We start from the raw sequence: 17,746 nt of genomic DNA on the forward strand, positions 1-17,746 counted from the left end.
GACGGTAGGACGGCGGTAGGGTCCGCGCCCGAGAGTTCTCCCTGTCACCACGAACAGGGAGAACACCATGAAGCGCGTTTTGATCTCCGGGGCCAGCGTCGCAGGACCGTCCGTCGCCTACTGGCTGCACCGGTACGGCTTCGAGACCACGGTCGTCGAGCGGGCGCCCGCGCTGCGGCCGGGTGGCTCGGCCGTCGACTTCCGCGGCGCGCAGGTCGAAATCCTGCGCCAGATGGGCGTGCTCGACGAGATACGGGCGCACGAGACCGGGATGGGCGAGGTCACGGTCGTCGACCGCGACGGTCAGCCGCTGCTCAAGATGCCGGGCGAGTTCATGAGCGGCGAGGTCGAGATCATGCGCGGCGACCTGGCCCGCGTGCTCTACAACGCGACCCGCGAGAACACCGAGTACCTCTTCGGCGACTGGATCACCGGGCTCACCGAAACCGCCGGCGGCGTCGACGTCACCTTCGCGCACGGCGAAGCCCGCACGTTCGACTTCGTGATCGGCGCCGATGGCGCGCACTCCGGCGTCCGCGCGCTGCTCTTCGGGCCGGAAGAGCGGTTCGCCACGCACGGTGGCTGCTATCTGGCCGGTTACAGCGGCCGCAACCGGCTCGGCCTCGACCGCACCGGCGTTTGGTACAACGAGCCGGGCCGCGGCGTGATGGTCACCTCGTACGGCGTCGGCTTCGCGTTCACCTCGGACGTGCTGGACTACGACCGGCAGGATGTCGAGCAGCAGAAGAAGATCGTGCACGAGCGGTTCGTCGACGTCGGCTGGCGGACGCCCGAGCTGCTCGAAGACCTGTACGACGCCGACGACCTGTACTTCGCGGCCATCGGCCAGATCCATCTGGACCGATGGCACCACGGCCGGGTCGCGCTCGTCGGCGACGCGGCGTGGTCGGCGGGCCCCGGCGGGTCAGGGACGGGCACGGCGATGCTCGGCGCGTACGTGCTCGCCGGTGAGCTCGCCACGCACGACGACCACCGCGAGGCGTTCGCCGAGTTCGAGCGGCAGCTGCGGCCGTCGGCGAAGATCGGGCACGGGCAGGCGAAGCGGGCCGGCAGCTTCCTGGCGCCGGGGTCACGCTCGGGGATCTGGCGGCGCAACCTGATGTGCAAGGTCATGTTCGCCGGGCCGATCGGGGCCTGGTTCAACAAGATGACCATGCGGTCTTCGGACATCGTCAAGCTGAAGAAATACGCGTGAGCTCCGCGACGGCCTCGTCCTCGACGGTCTGGAGCCTGCTCGCGTGCGCGAGCGACACCGCACGCTCGAAGTGCGCGACCGCCTCGGCGGTGGCGCCTTCGAGCGCGGCGACGCGGCCGAACTCGAGGAAGATCTGGGTGCGCGCGTTCGCGTTCACCCAGTCTTCGGTGCACAGCGCGAGCGCCCGCTCCTGGAGTTCGCGTGCCTTTTTCAGGTCACCCCGCAGCCGGGCCAACTCGCCGAGACCGGACCACGCGACCGCCACCGTCGCGGGCACGCCCGCTCGCTCGCCGTACTCGGCGGACTGTTCGAACGAAGCTTCCGCTTCCTCCGGCCGCCCGGCACGGAGCAACCGCGCGGCGGCCCGTGAGGTGAGGTCGGCGAGCTCCTCGATGGCGTTGAGCTCGCGCATGACGTCGAGCGCCTCGGCGGTCATCGCCAGCGCGCGGGTGTGGTCGCCGGACGCGTCGGCGAACGCGGCCAGCGCGTCGAGGCACTGCGCGAGACCCCAGCGTTCACCGAGGTGCCGGAAAACGGCCAGCCCCTCTTCGACCAGCTGATCCGCGGCGTCCAGCTCACCGCCGGTGAACCAGGCGACGTAGCCGGTGCTGAACTTGAGCATCGCCTGGAACCACGGATCGGGGTTCTCGGCGAACGCCTTCCGCATCGGCGAGATCGGCTCACCCTCGACCGGCGGCCCCTCGAACAGCGCCCACGCGACGACGACGTACGGCTGCCGCAGCGCACCGATCCGGCTCATGATTTCGCGGGCGCGGGCGATGTGCTTTTCGAGACCACCCTGCCCGCCCGCGGCCGTGTGCAACACGCAGAGGACGTACTCCTCTTCGCAGTCCGCCGGCTCGACGAGCTCGATCAGCCGCGCGGTCAGCGGGACGATCTCAGTACGCGTACCGCTGAGATACCAGTACCAGGACAGCGCACTGACCAGCGACAATGCCAACTCGACGTCGTGCTCGACGGCCCAGCGCAAGGTGGCCAAGAAGTTGCCATGCTCGGCTTTGAGCCTGTCCATCCAGTCGAGCTGCTCGGCCCGGCGCAGATGCGGATCGGCGGTACGGGCCAGTTCGAGGAAGTACTCGGCGAACGCGCGGTGGACGTTTTCCGTCCGCCCCTCGGCACAGAACACCCGGATCGTGTCGAGCATCCGATACCGGCCGCCGGAGGCTTCGACGAACGACTTGTCGACCAGGCTCGCGAGATCGTCGACCGTGCCGCCGCAGACCCGCTCGGCCGCTTCGAGTGTCGCGCCGCCCGCGAAGACGGACAGTTTCGCGGCCAGTGCCCGCTCGTCCGGTTCGAGCAGTTCCCAGCTCCACTCGACGACCGCACGCAACGTCTGATGCCGGGGCGCCGCGGTCCGGCTGCCCCGCGTGAGCAGCTGGAACCGGTCGTCGAGCCGGGTGGCCAATTCTTGGACAGTCAGCGAACGCAGCCGCGCGGCCGCCAGTTCGATCGCGAGCGGCAGGCCGTCGAGCGCCTGGCAGACGCGCGCGACGGTCTCGTCGGCGACGAACCCGGGAGACACCGCTCGCGCGCGATCGGTGAACAGCCGGACAGCGGGTTCCGGTGACAACGGCGGCACCGGGGACAGCACCTCACCGGTGATCCCGAGCGCCTCGCGGCTGGTGGCCAAGATTTTGACACCCGGGCATCCGCCCAGCATGAGGTGCACGAGCCGGGCGGCGTCGGCGACCACGTGTTCGCAGTTGTCGAGCACGAGCAGTAGCTCACGCCCGGCGAGCGCGGCGAGCAACCGGCCCTCCACGTCGGCCGGACCCGGCGCGGCGAGCAGGCCGGATTCACGCAAGCCCAGCGCGGCCATGACGGCCTGCGCGACGCCACCGGTCAACGGGGCCAAGTCGACGAAGCAGGCTTCGTAACCCCGAGCGGCCTCGATCGCGAGCCTGGTCTTTCCGGCGCCACCCGGTCCGAGCAAGGTCACCAGCCGGGAGTCACGGAGACGCTCGTTCACGGCCTGAAGGTCGTCTTCGCGGCCGACGAAGCTGGTGAACTGCGCGGGCAACGCGGGCGCCTGGCGCTGGTCCCCGCGCAGCAGCGCGACGTGCGCCGCGGCCAGCTCCGCCGACGGATCGGCGCCCAGTTCTTCGGCCAGCAAGCTGCGGATGTCTTCAAATTCGGCCAGTGCCTCGGCCTGCCGTCCCGCGGCGTAGAGCGCGCGCATGAGCAGGCCGCGCAAACGTTCGCGGAGCGGGTATTTGACGATCTCGGCCCTGAGCCCGGCGATCAGCTCGCTCGGGTCGAGGTGCGCCTCGGCGCAGTCTTCGACGGCGACGATCCGGAGTTCCTCCAGCCGCGTCGCCTGTCCCTCGGCGAAGGGTGCGTCGATATCGGCCAGCGCCGGACCCCGCCACAACGCGAGCGCGTCGCCGAGCAGGGCGGTGGCTTCTTTTCGGTCACCGGCCGCGAGCGCCCGTTTGCCTTCGGCGGCGAGCCTGGTGAAGACGTGGACGTCGACGTCGTCGCGGTCGACGGCGAGCCGGTAGCCGGCGGGGTGCAGTTCGATCAGGCTCGCGTCGCCGAGCTTGCCCCGTAGTCGCGAGACCTGGGACTGCAGCGCGTTCGCGGCGCCGGCCGGAGGCTCCTCGCCGTAGAGCGCGTCGATGAGCCGCTCGGCGCTGACGATCTGACCGGCGTCGAGCAGCAGCGCCGCGAGCAACGACCGCGGACGCGGACCACCCACCGGCACCGGCGCCTCGAGCGCCCCCAGAATCCCGAACCTCACGACCTCGATTCTGTCCTAAGTGGGCCGGCGTACCTCAGCTGGCGGTAGCGCGAGCCTTGGTTTAATGCGAATAATATTCGCGTCCTGTCTCTGAGGGGGATTCTCGAAGAGGAGAATCGATGCCGCCGAACCGCATCGTCAGCGCACTGGCCATCACCTTGCTGAGCACCACGCTCGTCCCCGCGGTCTCGCAGGCGGCCGCGCTCAAGGACGTCGTGCTCGTGGGCAACGCGCAGTCAGGCACCGTGAGCTTCCTGGATTCGACCACCTTCGCCAACCTCGGCTACGTCAACGTCATCCCCGACCTGCAAGAGCGCCTCAACGCGATGAACCCCGTCGAGCGCGCCGGCTACGAGACGGTCAAAGCCGTCGAAGGCGGCGACCGGTTCGTCGACGACCTGGCACTGTCCCCCGACGGCCGCAAGCTGTACGTGTCACGCGGCAACCTCGACGACGTCGCCGCCTTCGACCTCGGCTCCGGCGCCGAGCTCTGGCACACCCGGCTCGAAGGCTTCCACGCCGACCACGCGGCGCTGTCCCCCGACGGCACCCGCTTCGTCGTCTCGGCGACCACCGCGGGCAAGGCCCAGGTGCTCGACACCGCGACCGGCCAGATCACCGGCTCGTTCCAGACCGGCACGTACCCGCACCAGAACGACTTCTCCGCGGACGGCCGCTACATCTACAACTCCAGCATCGGCACCGTTTCGCTGCCCAAGTGGATGGAATGGGCCAAAGGCGACTTCCTCCTGACCAAGGTCGACGCCGCGACGCTGCAGGTGGTCAAGACCTGGCGCTTCCCGCACGGCATCCGGCCGAACCTGGTCGCACCGGACGGCCACACCTTCTACGCGCAGCTGTCCTACCTGAACGGATTCGTGAAGTACGACCTGAACTCGTCGCAGATCGTCAACACGGTGAACATGCCGTTCTCACCCGCGGGCGCGGCGCTGAAGCCTGACGACTACCCGAAGAACTCGGCGCACCATGGACTCGCGCTGTCCGGTGACGGCTCGCGGCTGTGCGACGTCGGCACGATCGACGACTATGTCGCTTTGGTGTCCACCTCGGACCTGAGCACGGCGGCGACGGTCAACTACCCCGTCGGCAGCCTGCCGTACTGGGGCACCACGACGGCCGACGGCCGCTACTGCTTCGTCTCGCTGAGCAACCGCAACGAGGTCTCGGTGGTCGATTACGCGACTGGCCAAGAAAAAGCCAGGGTCCAGGTCGGCGTCTTCCCTCAGCGTGAGCGCGCGGCCAAGGTCGACCCGAGCGTCCTGCGGTAGAACGACTCGTGAGCGTTGCGGGCGGCTAGAACCGGGTTGACACCGCCCGCAACGCTCACGAGCCCTTAGTCCCGCTCGATGAGGTGACCCACCACGTCCGGCCCCGGGTGCGCGTGCCCCGAGCCGTCGCGCCGCATGTCCACCTCGGGCAGTTCCACCGGATCGCCGTTCGCACCGGCGCCCGCGGGACGCTGGCCGATCCAAGCCACCCGCAAACCACCTTCACCCTTGAGGAAGCGCTGCGCGCGGACACCGCCGGTCGCGCGGCCCTTCGCCGGGTACTCGCTGAACGGCGTCACCTTCACGCTCATGCCGGTCGACGTGACCACCATCGGCTCGCCGTGCTCTTCGTCGTCCGTGCGGATGGCGCCGAAGAAGACCGCGGTCGCGTCACCGCTGAGGTTGATACCCGCCATGCCGCCCCCCTTGAGACCCTGCGGCCGGACCAGCGACGCCGCGTACCGCAGCAGCGAGGCCTCCGAGGACACGAAAGCGAGCGTTTCGGAACCGTCGGTGAGCCAAGTGGCCCCGATGATCTCGTCGCCGTCCTTGAGACTGATGATCTCGAACTCGTCGGAGCGAACGGGCCATTCGGGCGCGCACACCTTGACCACGCCCAGCTTCGTGCCGACCGCGAGACCGGGCGAACCAGCGCCCTGCTCACCGAGTGGCGCGATGCCGACCACCTTCTCGCCCTTTTCCAGCGGGACCAGCTCGCGCGCCGCCATACCGCCGCGCAGCGAAACCGTGCCGACCTGCTCGGGCAGCACCGGCAGCGGCAGCACGTCGGTCTTGAACGCGCGGCCGCGGTTGGTCACCAGCAGCACCTGTCCGCGTGCCGTCGAGTGCACCACCGCCTGGACGGCGTCATGCTTCACGCGGCCGTTGCGCCGTCGCGCTTCCGAAGACTCCTCCGACTCGGCCGCGGTACGCGCGACCAGGCCGGTGGCCGAAAGAATGACCTGGCACGGGTCGTCCTCGACCTCCAGCGGGCCGGATGGCTTCGAAGCGGCCAGCACCTCCTTGAGGTCACCGTCGATCAGCGCGGTGCGGCGCTCGGTGGTGAAGTCCTTGGCCACCTTGGCGAGCTCGGCCGAGACGACCTTCTTCAGCACGGACTCGTCGTCGAGGATCTTCGACAGCTCGGCGATCTCGTCGCGCAGCTTGTCCTGCTCGGCCTCGAGCTCGATCTTGTCGTACTTGGTGAGGCGCCGCAGCGGCGTGTCCAGGATGTACGTCGCCTGGATCTCCGACAGCTTGAACGACTTCATCAAGCCGTCCTTCGCGGCCTGCGCGTTGTCGCTGTTGCGGATCAGGCGGATGACCTTGTCGATGTCGAGCAGCGCCCGCAGCAGGCCCTCGACCAGGTGCAAACGGTCCTCACGCTTGCGCTTCTGGAACCGCGTGCGCCGGGTGACGACCTCGTACCGGTGCGCGAGGAAGACCTCCAGCAGCGCCTTGAGCCCGAGCGTCTGCGGCTGCCCGTCGACCAGCACCAGGTTGTTGATGCCGAACGACTGCTCCAGCGGCGTCAGCCGGTACAGGTCCGCGAGCAGCGCCTGCGGGTTGACGCCGACCTTGCATTCGATGACCAGCCGCGTGCCGTTCTCGCGGTCCGTGAGGTCCTTGACGTCCGCGATCCCGGTGAGCCGCTTGGACTTGTTGACCTCGTCGGTGATCTTCTCGATGATCTTTTCCGGCCCGACGCCGTACGGCAGCTCGGTGACCGTGATCGCCTGGCGTCCCCGGCTGCCTTCCAGCGGCCCGGTGTCGCACTTGGCGCGCATGCGGACCACGCCGCGGCCGGTCTCGTACGCCTTGCGCACCTCGTCGAGCCCGAGCAGCATCCCGCCGGTCGGCAGGTCGGGACCCGGCACGAACTCCATCAGCTTGTCGAGCGTCGCCGTCGGGTGGTGGATCAGCCACCGCGCGGCCGCGACCGTCTCGCCGAGGTTGTGCGGGATCATGTTGGTGGCCATGCCGACCGCGATCCCGGACGTGCCGTTGACGAGCAGGTTCGGGAACGCCGCCGGCAGCACGGTCGGCTCCATCAGCGAGCCGTCGTAGGTCGGCCGGAAGTCGACGGTGTCCTCGCCGAGCTCCCCGACCAGCGCCACCGCCTCGGCCGAAAGCCGGGCCTCGGTGTACCGGGAAGCAGCGGGACCATCGTCGGGGGACCCGAAGTTGCCGTGCCCGTCGACGAGCGGCACGTTCAGCGAAAAGTCCTGCGCCATGCGGACCATGGAGTCGTAGATGGCCGAGTCACCGTGCGGGTGGTACTTGCCCATCACGTCGCCCACGACGCGCGACGACTTCACATACGCGTGCGTGGGCCGGTAACCCTGCTCGTTCATCGAGAACAGGATGCGGCGGTGCACCGGCTTGAGCCCGTCGCGCGCGTCCGGGAGCGCGCGCGAGTGGATGACCGAGTACGCGTACTCCAGGTAGGAGTCCTCGATCTCCGTCTTCAGCGGGTTCTCGAAGACGTTCGCCCCCGCTTGGTCGAACGCGGACGAGTCCACCTTGGTGCTGGTGCCCTTACGGCGTGCCACTGCGAAACTCCTTGGTAGCTAACGAAAACTCAGGCGTCGATCGCGTCTTGGTCGACCCGGTCCGACGACTCGACCAGCCAGTTGCGGCGCGGCTCGACCTTCTCGCCCATCAGCAGTTCGAGCGCGGACTCCGCGGCCTCGGCGTCGTCCCAGGTGATCCGGCGGACCGACCGGGTGGCCGGGTTCATCGTGGTGTCCCACAGCTCGTCGGCGTCCATCTCGCCGAGGCCCTTGAACCGCTGCACCGGCTTGACGATCTGCTTGCCGGCCTTCTCCAGCGCGGCGACCGTGGTCTCCATCTCGCGCTGGGTGTAGGTGAACCTGGTCTCCGCGTTGCGGCCCTTGGCGACCACCTTGTGCAGCGGCGGCATCGCGGCGAACAGCCTGCCGTCCTCGATCACCGGCCGCAGGTACTTGGCGAACAGCGTGATCAGCAGCGTCCGGATGTGCGAGCCGTCGACGTCGGCGTCGGCCATCAGGATGACGCGGCCGTAGCGCATGGTCGACATGTCGAACGTCCGCCCGCTGCCCGCGCCCAGCACCTGGACGATGGACGCGATCTCGGCGTTCTTCAGCGTGTCGCCGAGGCTGGCCTTCTGGACGTTCAAGATCTTGCCACGCAAGGGAAGCAGCGCCTGGTACTCGGAGACGCGCGCCATGCGCGCCGAGCCGAGCGCGCTGTCACCCTCGACCAGGAACAGCTCACTGCGCGAGATGCCCGTGGTGCGGCAGTCGACCAGCTTCGGCGGCATCGCGGCGCCCTCCAGCGCCGTCTTGCGCCGGGCCGCGTCCTTCTGGTGCTTCTGGGTCAGGCGCACGCGGGCCGCGTCGACGACCTTCTGCAGGACGACCTTGGCCTCGGACTTGGTCCGCTTGTCTTCCGTCCACGCCTTGATGTGCTGGTCGACGATGCCCTGGATGACCCGTGTGATGCCCGCCGTGGACAGCTCGTCCTTGGTCTGCGAGGTGAACTGCGGCTCCGGGAGGCGCACGTGGATGACCGCGGTCATGCCCTCGAGCACGTCCTCGATCGTCGGCGGGTCTTCCTTCGGCTTGAGCAGGCCGCGGGTCTTGGAAATGGCTTCCTGGATGGCTTTCGCGGCCGCGCGGTCGAAACCGCGGCGGTGCGTGCCGCCGTGGAGGTTGCGGATCGTGTTGGTGAAGCACTCGATCGTGCGCTCGTAGCCGGTGCCCCAGCGCAGCGCGACCTCGACCTCGGCGCGGCGCTCCACCTTCGACTGCATGACGCCGTTCTCGTCGGCGGCGTTCTCGCGGTAGGTGCCCTCGCCGTTGATCAGGAGGGTTCCCGAGACCGGCTTTTCCCCGTCCGGCGCGAGGAACTCGACCATGTCGGCCAGGCCGTGCGGGTAGTGGAAGGTCTCCTCGCCGATCTCGCCGGTGACCGCGTGCCGCAGCACGTATGTGACGCCCGGCACCAGGAACGCCGTGTTGCGCAGCTTCGACCGGACGGCCTCGACGTCCAGCGTGGCGCCGTTCTCGAAGTAGCGCGCGTCGTACCAGTAACGGATGGAGGTGCCGGTGCGCTCGCCGCGCTTCATCTTGCCGGTGATCTGGAGACCGGACTGCTTGGTGAACTTGGCCTTCGGGCCCGGCCCGTCGAACACCCCTGGCACGCCCTGCGCGAAGGACATCTGGTGGATCTTGCCGTCGAGCTTGACCGTGACGTCGAAGCGCAGTGACAGCGCGTTGACCGCCGACGCGCCGACACCGTGCAGGCCACCCGAGGTCTTGTAGCCGGAGCCGCCGAACTTGCCGCCGGCGTGGAGCCTGGTCAGCACCAGCTCGACCCCGGACAGGCCGGACTTGGCGTGCACCCCGGTCGGGATGCCGCGGCCGTCGTCGTCGACCTGGACGCTGCCGTCGGCGTGCAGCGTGACCACGATCTTCGACGCGTGGCCCGCGACGCCCTCGTCGGTCGAGTTGTCGACGATCTCGCTGAACAGATGGTTGATGCCGCGGCTGTCGGTCGACCCGATGTACATACCGGGCCGCTTCCGAACCGCTTCCAGACCCTCGAGATGGGTCAGGTCGTCGGCCCCGTAGAGGGTCTCAGCAGAAGCAGTCACAGGGTCGTTTCTCCCAGATAGCGGACAAGCAGCGGCGCCGAACCGGCATCCCACCGCAACAGAGGGTATCCCCGGAGCCCGACAGTTCCGCGCATTGGAGCGTGACCAGCGGGTTCGCGCGGACGGTGGCCGGCACCCGGTCGGTCATTCTACGTTCGGGACATGATCAGATCTCTGACCGTACTCACCGTCACAGTGTCGGCCATGGTGCTAGCGGCGCCCGCGTACGCGGCTACCAGCGATGATGACATCCGGACCGCGCGCGTCGACCGGGCCGCCGTCGCCCGCCTGCAGGCCGCGCCGGACCTGAAGCAGGCCATCATCGACCACACCGCGTGGCTGACAGATCCGAAGGGTCCCCGGCTCGCGGTGTTCCCGACCGAATACGGCCGCACGAGCGCGCCCGCGTCGGCATGGGCCTCGGCGTGGAACGAGGTCGTCGCGCTGGCGCCGAGCGCGAACCAGCAGAACATGAAGGACCAGTTCCGCTGTCACTACGACTTCGCGCGGGCCACCGCGCCGGACAAGCCGAGCTGGAACCTCGAGCAGTGGCGTCCGGACGTCGGCTACCTCGCGACCGTTCTCGCTCAGTGCAACCCTAGCTAGTCCCACTCACCGAAGGCCGCGTTCATGCACGTGAACGCGGCCTTCTTGCTGCCCAAAGGTCTGGACCAACGTTATCTCGTCAGTTAATTTAATACGTGAATTTTAGAGACGGCGTCGTCTAGGAGGCCCCCGGCATGCGCGTAAGAAGCAAGCTCACCCTCAGCCTTTTGGCAGGCGCGTTGCTACTGGGGTCGCACACCCCGGCGCTCGCCGCCGGGCCCGCGTACCAGAACGCGTGGCTGCCGGTGCGGGTCAGGGTGAACGACCTGCTCTCCCGGATGACGCTCGACGACAAGCTCGGCCAGATGACGCAGCCGGAGCGTCTCGGCATCACCGACCCTGCCGACGTGGCCAAGTACCGGATCGGCTCGCTGCTCTCCGGTGGCAGCTCGCAGCCCACCCCGAACACCCCGGCGTCCTGGGCCGATATGTACGACGGCTTCCAGAAGACGGCGCTCACCACCCCGCTGAGCATCCCGCTGATCTACGGCGTCGACGCCGTGCACGGCCACAACGGCGTCTACGGCGCGACCGTGTTCCCGCACAACATCGGCCTCGGCGCCACGCGGAACCCGCACCTCGCGGAGCGGATCGGGCACGCCACGGCCGAAGAGGTCGCGGGCACCGGCATCGACTGGAACTTCTCGCCCTGCCTCTGCGTGGCGCGCAACGACCGCTGGGGCCGCACCTACGAGTCCTTCGGCGAGGTGCCGGAGCTGGCCGTGTCGATGAGCTCGATCATCACCGGCATGCAGGGCTGGTCGCTCAGCAGCCCGTCGTCCGTGGTCGCCACCGCCAAGCACTTCATCGGTGACGGCGGGACCACCGGCGGCAAGGACCAGGGCGAGACCACGCTGCCGGAGTCCGAGCTCCGCAAGATCCACCTGCCGCCGTTCAAGGCGGCCGTCGACCGCGGGGTCGGCACGGTGATGATCTCGTACAGCAGCTGGAACGGCGTCAAGATGCACGGCCAGTCGTACCTGATCAACAACGTGCTCAAGGGCGAGCTGGGCTTCAAGGGCTTCGTGATCTCCGACTACAACGGGATCGACCAGATCGACGGCCAGAAGGGCTTCACCCCCGCCGAGGTCACCGCGTCCATCAACGCGGGCATCGACATGGTGATGGTGCCGTTCGAGTTCAAGAAGTTCATCGACACGCTGCGTGGCGAGGTGCAGGCCGGGCACGTCACGATGGCCAGGATCGACGACGCGAACCGCCGCATCCTGACCAAGAAGTTCGAGCTCGGCCTGTTCGAGAAGCCGCTGACCGACCGCAGGCTCACCTCGACCATCGGCAGCAAGGAACACCGCGCGCTCGCCCGCCAGGCCGTGCGCGAGTCCCAGGTGCTGCTTAAGAACGAGCACGGCGTCCTCCCGCTTAACAAGCACGAGAAGGTCTTCGTCGCGGGTAAGAACGCGAACGATATCGGCAACCAGGCAGGCGGCTGGACCGTCGGCTGGCAGGGCACGAGCGGACCGGTGACCCCGGGAACCACGATCCTGCAAGGAATGCAGAAGGCGTCGAAGAACGTGACGTTCAGCAAGGACGGCACGGGCATCGACAAGAGCTACGACGTCGCGGTCGCTGTGGTGGGCGAGACGCCGTACGCCGAGGGCAAGGGCGACCGGCCGCAGGGCATGGGCCTCGACCAGACCGATCTCGACACGCTCAAGAAGCTGAAGGACAGCGGCGTGCCGACGGTCGTGGTGCTGGTCTCCGGACGTCCGCTGGACATCGCCGCACAGCTCCCCGACTGGGACGGCCTGGTCGCCTCCTGGCTGCCCGGCACCGAGGGCGACGGCGTGTCCGACGTGCTCTTCGGCGCGTACAACCCGACCGGGAAGCTGCCGGTCACCTGGATGAAGAGCGCGGACCAGCAGCCGATCAACGTCGGCGACGGCCAGACCCCGCTGTTCCCGTTCGGCTATGGGCTCCGCTACCGCAAGCACTTCTGAGCAGGAAGGTCCCCACCTTGTTCAAAAGAAAGCTCACGAAAATACTGGCGTTCTTCGTCGCTTGCCTAGCCTTGGCCACCACCCCGGCGTTCGCGCGTCCCGAAGCGCCCGCGTTCAAAGTGCTCGCGTTCTACAACTACGTCGACGACCAGGCGCACGTCTCCTTCTACAAGGAGGCCAACCCCTGGTTCACGAACCTGGGCAACCAGAACAACTTCAGCTACACCGCCACCACCGACTGGAACCAGCTGAACACCATCACCGCCTCGCAGTATCAGGTGGTCATGTTCCTCGACGACCTGCCGCACACGGCGTCGCAGCGCGCCGGGTTCGAGCGATACATGCGCAGCGGCGGCGGCTGGTTCGGCTTCCACGTTTCGGCGTACAACGAGGACCCGAACAGCTGGGCCTGGTACCACAGCCAGTTCCTGGCGACCGGCAGGTTCCGCAACAACACCTGGGGCCCGACCAAGGCCGTGCTGAAGGTCGAGGACCAGACTCACCCGTCGACCACGCGCCTCGGCGCGAAGTTCACCTCGGCGGTGAGCGAGTGGTACAGCTGGAACAACGACCTGCGCACCAACCCGGACATCAAGATCCTGGCTTCGGTCGACCCGTCGAGCTTCCCGCTCGGCACCGACCCCGACCAGAGCTGGTACAGCGGGTACTACCCGATCATGTGGACGAACAAGAACTACAAGATGCTCTACGCCAACTTCGGCCACAACGCGATGAACTACCAGACGAACACCCCGCTCTCGTCGACCTTCGAGAGCGAGACGCAGAACAAGTTCCTCCTCGACGGCCTGCTCTGGCTCGGCGGCGGCACCACCCCGCCTGCCGACCCCGACCAGCCGTCGCCTTCGGCCTGGTATTCCGTGGTGAACAAGGGCAACGGCAAGTGCGTCGACGCCAAGGCGGCGGGCACGGCCAACGGCACGGCGATCCAGCAGTACACCTGCAACGCGAGTTTCGCGCAGCAGTACCAGTTCCAGCCGACGAGCGGTGGCTTCACGCGCGTCAACAACCGGAACAACCCGGCGCAGGTGATCGACGTGTCCGGGGTGTCCACATCGGACAACGCGCTGCTGCACCTGTGGGCTTACGGCGGCGGTGACAACCAGCAGTGGCAGGCGGTTCCGGAGGGCGGCGGGTACTTCCACTTCGTCAGCCGGAACACCCCGAAGTGCCTCACGGTGCCGAACGGGTCGACCGCGGACAGCGTCCAGCTGGTGCAGCTGACCTGCAACGGCGGGGCCGCGCAGTCGTTCAAGCTCACCCAGCAGTAGCGGCACGAGCGAACGCCCCGCTCTGGTCTTCGAGCGGGGCGTTTCGTATGCTTCGGGCACTTGCGCCTGGGGGGCCATCATGATGCTGAGGATCCGGACGAAGATCGCGCTGCTCGCCGGCGTGCTCGTGCTGGCGGCGGTGGCCGTCGTGGTGGTGATCCGGTCGACCGGGGAGAGCGGCGAGCCCGCCCCGTCGACGGCGGCGCCGGTGGAGGCGGTGCAGGCGGCACCGCCCACCAGTTCGGCGACGAGCCCGCCGCCGCGGACCGAGCATGACAAACTCGACGGAAACCAGCTGTTCGTCGCCGGGGTCACGCCGGACAAGGTGAGCTGCGCGCTACCGAAGGCCACCGTACGCGCCGACATCGAGCCGTTCCTGCGCGCCGAACTGAAATGCCTGGACGACGCCTGGCGACCGGTGCTGGAACGCGCGGGCGCGCCGTTCGAGAGCACCGAGATCGCACTGGATCCGACCCTGTGCCGGTTCGATCCCGCGGAACGTGGCCCGCACTACTGCGCTCGGGACAACAAGTTTTATGTGTCCCCCGCCAAGATCGCCGAGGAAGGCTTCGAACGGGCGTTCCTGATCGGCCTGCTCAGCCAGCGCTACGGCAATCACCTCATGGACCTCGTGGGCATCAACGACGCCAGGGCGAACCTGCCGCAGGCCGCGACGACCGAAGCCGCGAAGCAAGAAAACCTGCGGCGTGCCATCCTGCTGACCGACTGCCTCTCCGGCATGTCGCTCGCAGCGCTGACCAGCGGCGGTTCCCTCACCGACGCCGAAGCCCGCAAGATCATCACCGGCTGGCAGAACGCGATCGGGGACCCCGACGGCGCGACCAAGAAGAACGTGGGGAAGTGGCTCAACGCCGGTTTCGCCGCCAAGGACGCTTCCGCCTGCAACACCTGGGCCGCGTCGAGCGCCGACGTCGCCTAGGCGCGGCAGGCTCAGCCCAGCACGACCCTGTCCCGGCCGGAGTTCTTGGCCGCGTAGAGGCCGGTGTCGGCCGCCATGAGCAGATCGGTCAGCTCCTCGGCGTTGTCCGGGTAGACCGCCGCCCCGATCGACGCGCTGAGCCCGCTCACCGTCGACATCGACGCAGCGCCGATGTCCGGCACCTCCACCGTCACCGCCGCGATGCCAGCCCGGATCCGCTCGGCCACCGCCAAGGTCTCCTTGCCGCCCGCGCCGGGCAGCAGCACCGCGAACTCCTCGCCGCCGTAGCGGCCGACGAAGTCGTGACTGCGGACCTGGTCCCTGATCGCGGTGGCCGTCGCGCGCAGCACCTCGTCTCCCGCGAGATGGCCGTAGCGGTCGTTGATGCGCTTGAAGTGGTCGAGGTCGACGATCAGCACGCCGACGGTCGAGGTGAGCCGCCGCGCGCGCACCAGCTCACGCTGCCCGACCTCGTGCCAGAACGAGACGTCGACGAGCCCGGTCTTCGAGTCGGTGCGCGAGGCCGCCTGCAGCTGCGGCAGCAACAGGCCCAGCTGCAACGCGAGCGGGGTCAGCATCATCACCGGGAGCAGCCACGGCCGGACGGTCATCACCAGCGCGATCCCGCAGCCGAGGCCGACGGCGCCGCCGATCACCAGCACGTCGGAGAGGTTGCCGAGCGCCCTGCGGCCGGGATTGGCCGGATTGGTCGCGATGATCATGAGCACGACCATCGCGTAGTTCACCGCGAAGTAGACGATCCCGGCCAGCAGCAGCGTGATCATGCCGCCGAAGCCGTCGATCAACGGCGGATAAGGCGCGAAGTGGCCGGACGTGCCCGAGTAGAGGACGCCGCCCGCGGCGGCGCACGCCAGTACCACCGTGGCGGCGGAGAAGACCTTGCGGTGCAGCACGGACCGGCGGCGGTACACCCGCACCCACGAATGCGCGTAGCTCACCGCGATGACGACCGCGACCAGTGGCGGCGGCAGCAGCAACAGCGCGGCGAAGATCCAGATGGACTGCAGGTGCATATGCGGGCTGCCGTCCGCGCCGAGTTCGCGGATGCGCTCGATGCCGCGTGCGGCTTCCAGATGCGCGAGTTCCGCGACGAGCAGGAGACCACACCACGCGAGTGCACGGGGAGTGATCGGCGTCAGGGTCGCCGTTACCCCGAGGGTGGCCACCGCGGCGATTTCGACTACGAAGAGGTAGCAGAGCACCGGCCGCGTCAGCGACCACAACGGCCAGCGGCGCGGATCGAGACCACTCGGCGGCCTGACCTTGCTGGGCAAGGCGGCCCGAGCACGGGAAAATCCCATGCGGGCACCCCTTTCTCCCCCGGGGGAACCCGCAATGGTAATCGCGTGTAAGCGCAGTGTCATTAGTCCAGGTGGGCGGCCTCTCTCGGCCGCCTACGTTTCTATGCCGTGGAGGCAGCCATGATCAAGTCCTCGTCTTCGCCTCGCACCGGCCGTCCGACCGACTGGGCTCGCCCCACGGATTGGTCGCGCTTCTGAGTGGTTTGGAAGGCTCGTGAGTGATTCCACCCGATAGGTCATTCACGAGCCTTTCCATGCCAGCCCGGCACCCGCGGCGGCGGCTACTCCCAGCAACCCCGCCGCGGCGACCACCTGATGCGGTGCGTAACCGTCGGCGGCGACGCCCGCCAGCACGACACCCATTCCCTGAGCGACTCTCAACGCGGTCACGGCGAGCCCGAAGGCCTGACCGCGCACGTGATCCGGCACCGCGGTGACGAACAACGTCGACGCGGTCAGGTTGTACGCGCTCGCGGCGCCGGAACAGCACCACAGCACGAGCACGGCGCCGAGCCCCGGGTCGAAGGCGCACCCCAGCAGCGGCGCGCACGACGCGATCGCCATCGGCACCATCCATCGCACCCGCACCACCTCGGGCAGCCGGGCCAGCAGCGCCATCCCCACCACATTCCCGACCGCGTAGGACGCCAGCAGCAGCCCGACCGCGACCGCCCCGCCGCCGAGTTCGGCCGCGTACGGCGCCGCGACGGCCTCACCCGCGATGTAGAAACCCGAAACGCACGCCAGCGCGACCAGCGCACGCAGCCGGCGATCACGCCACACCAGCGCCAGGCCGCCGACGATCCGTCCACGCCACCGCAGCCCCGACGACGCCGGCCGATGCCGCAGTCCCCCGCCGATCAGCACCGCCGACGCGGCGAACGTGCCCGCGTCGACCACCAGCGCGCCGCCGGGGCCGAGCCACGCGACCAGCACACCGCCGGTCGCGAAGCCGAGCACCTGCGCGGCCTGGGTGGTCATCGAAAAGACCGCGGTACCGGCGACGAACCGCGCACCCGGCAACACCTGAGGCAGCACCGCCGCGCGCGCCGCGGCCCACGGCGTGTTAGCCAGCTGCACGACCAGCAGCAGCGCGCCGACGAGCGGCAGTGGCGTGCCCGGCACGGCCATGAACGCGACGAGTGTCATCCGCAGCAGATCCGCGGTCACCATCACCGATCGGCGCGGATAGCGATCGGCCAGCCCGGACAGCAGCGGCCCGCCGAGCAGGTCGGGCAGCAACGTGATCGCATATGCGGCAGCCGCCCAGCCCGCCGACGCGGTCCGGTCGAACACGAGCACCGAAAGCGCCACCCGCGCCAGCTGGTCACCCGCGACGGAAACGAGCTGCGCGGCGAACAACGCACGGAATTCGGCGACGGCGAACACCTCCCGGAACCGCGCGCCGCCATCGGGAACCATCGCCGCTCCGGACCGTCGAGGGGCTTTCCACCAGTAACACAAGGGAAATCCCCGCCCGCAATCAGCCATCCAGGGTGCGCACGCCCCGATCCCCGTCACGTGCTGACACCACGACTGGGCCACTCGTGTTCCCGCCGCCGGACGCGCGGGAGTCCGAGCCGAGCCTTTCGGGGTCGTGAGTGTTTAGACCGGTTAGAACCGGCCGTGTAACTAGTCAGGTCTCTGTCGCGTGGTGGTCGTCGTTCTGCGATGATCACCGCGTGACCGGGAGTGAGCGTCCGTCGTATGACGAGCTTGCTGC

General features: G+C 68.5%; 11 protein-coding genes. 6 read left to right on the forward strand and 5 right to left on the reverse strand.

Annotated elements, in window-relative coordinates; genetic code table 11:
* Window positions 1–67: 67 nt before the first annotated feature.
* The gene (locus ACFV15_RS10600; protein WP_378349959.1) at window positions 68–1,216 is read left to right on the forward strand and encodes an FAD-dependent monooxygenase; all 1,149 of its coding nucleotides are present in this window, start codon (window positions 68–70) and stop codon (window positions 1,214–1,216) included.
* Here ACFV15_RS10600 and ACFV15_RS10605 read toward each other — a convergent pair.
* Window positions 1,194–3,980: a BTAD domain-containing putative transcriptional regulator gene (locus tag ACFV15_RS10605; RefSeq protein WP_378349960.1), complete on the reverse strand. Its 2,787-nt coding sequence runs from the start codon at window positions 3,978–3,980 to the stop codon at window positions 1,194–1,196. The two genes, ACFV15_RS10600 and ACFV15_RS10605, sit on opposite strands and share 23 nt — an antisense overlap.
* Before the next feature lie 119 nt (window positions 3,981–4,099).
* Here ACFV15_RS10605 and ACFV15_RS10610 point away from each other — a divergent pair, with 119 nt between their 5' ends.
* A complete protein-coding gene (locus ACFV15_RS10610) occupies window positions 4,100–5,269 on the forward strand; it encodes a YncE family protein (RefSeq protein ID WP_378349961.1) in 1,170 nt (389 codons plus the stop codon).
* A gap of 65 nt (window positions 5,270–5,334) precedes the next feature.
* Here the strand turns inward: ACFV15_RS10610 and ACFV15_RS10615 are convergent, their stop codons facing one another.
* Entirely contained in the window at window positions 5,335–7,821 is a 2,487-nt protein-coding gene (locus ACFV15_RS10615) for a DNA topoisomerase (ATP-hydrolyzing) subunit A (protein ID WP_378349962.1), read from the reverse strand.
* A gap of 29 nt (window positions 7,822–7,850) precedes the next feature.
* Window positions 7,851–9,908: a type IIA DNA topoisomerase subunit B gene (locus ACFV15_RS10620; RefSeq protein WP_378349963.1), complete on the reverse strand. Its 2,058-nt coding sequence runs from the start codon at window positions 9,906–9,908 to the stop codon at window positions 7,851–7,853.
* Window positions 9,909–10,070: 162 nt separating this feature from the next.
* Between ACFV15_RS10620 and ACFV15_RS10625 the strand changes: the two genes are divergently transcribed.
* The 4 genes from ACFV15_RS10625 to ACFV15_RS10640 all read left to right on the forward strand — a co-directional run bounded on the left by ACFV15_RS10625 (window position 10,071) and on the right by ACFV15_RS10640 (window position 14,701).
* Entirely contained in the window at window positions 10,071–10,514 is a 444-nt protein-coding gene (locus ACFV15_RS10625; protein WP_378349964.1) for a DUF2599 domain-containing protein, read from the forward strand.
* Window positions 10,515–10,648: 134 nt separating this feature from the next.
* Window positions 10,649–12,472 (forward strand): glycoside hydrolase family 3 protein, encoded by a 1,824-nt coding sequence (locus ACFV15_RS10630; protein WP_378349965.1) that lies wholly within the window; start codon window positions 10,649–10,651, stop codon window positions 12,470–12,472.
* A gap of 17 nt (window positions 12,473–12,489) precedes the next feature.
* Window positions 12,490–13,761 (forward strand): ThuA domain-containing protein, encoded by a 1,272-nt coding sequence (locus ACFV15_RS10635; RefSeq protein ID WP_378349966.1) that lies wholly within the window; start codon window positions 12,490–12,492, stop codon window positions 13,759–13,761.
* A 79-nt stretch (window positions 13,762–13,840) separates the two neighbouring features.
* Window positions 13,841–14,701 carry a hypothetical protein gene (locus ACFV15_RS10640; RefSeq protein WP_378349967.1) on the forward strand — a complete coding sequence of 287 codons (861 nt, stop codon included), beginning with the start codon at window positions 13,841–13,843 and terminating at the stop codon, window positions 14,699–14,701.
* Window positions 14,702–14,712: 11 nt separating this feature from the next.
* Here ACFV15_RS10640 and ACFV15_RS10645 read toward each other — a convergent pair whose 3' ends face one another.
* Both ACFV15_RS10645 and ACFV15_RS10650 read right to left on the reverse strand, forming a co-directional pair.
* A complete protein-coding gene (locus tag ACFV15_RS10645) occupies window positions 14,713–16,023 on the reverse strand; it encodes a diguanylate cyclase (RefSeq protein WP_378349968.1) in 1,311 nt (436 codons plus the stop codon).
* A 240-nt stretch (window positions 16,024–16,263) separates the two neighbouring features.
* On the reverse strand, window positions 16,264–17,445 hold the full coding sequence (locus ACFV15_RS10650) for an MFS transporter (protein ID WP_378349969.1): 1,182 nt from the start codon (window positions 17,443–17,445) through the stop codon (window positions 16,264–16,266).
* Between the last annotated feature and the right edge of the window lie 301 nt (window positions 17,446–17,746).

It is taken from the genome of Amycolatopsis sp. NPDC059657, assembly GCF_042734395.1.
Taxonomy (GTDB): domain Bacteria; phylum Actinomycetota; class Actinomycetes; order Mycobacteriales; family Pseudonocardiaceae; genus Amycolatopsis.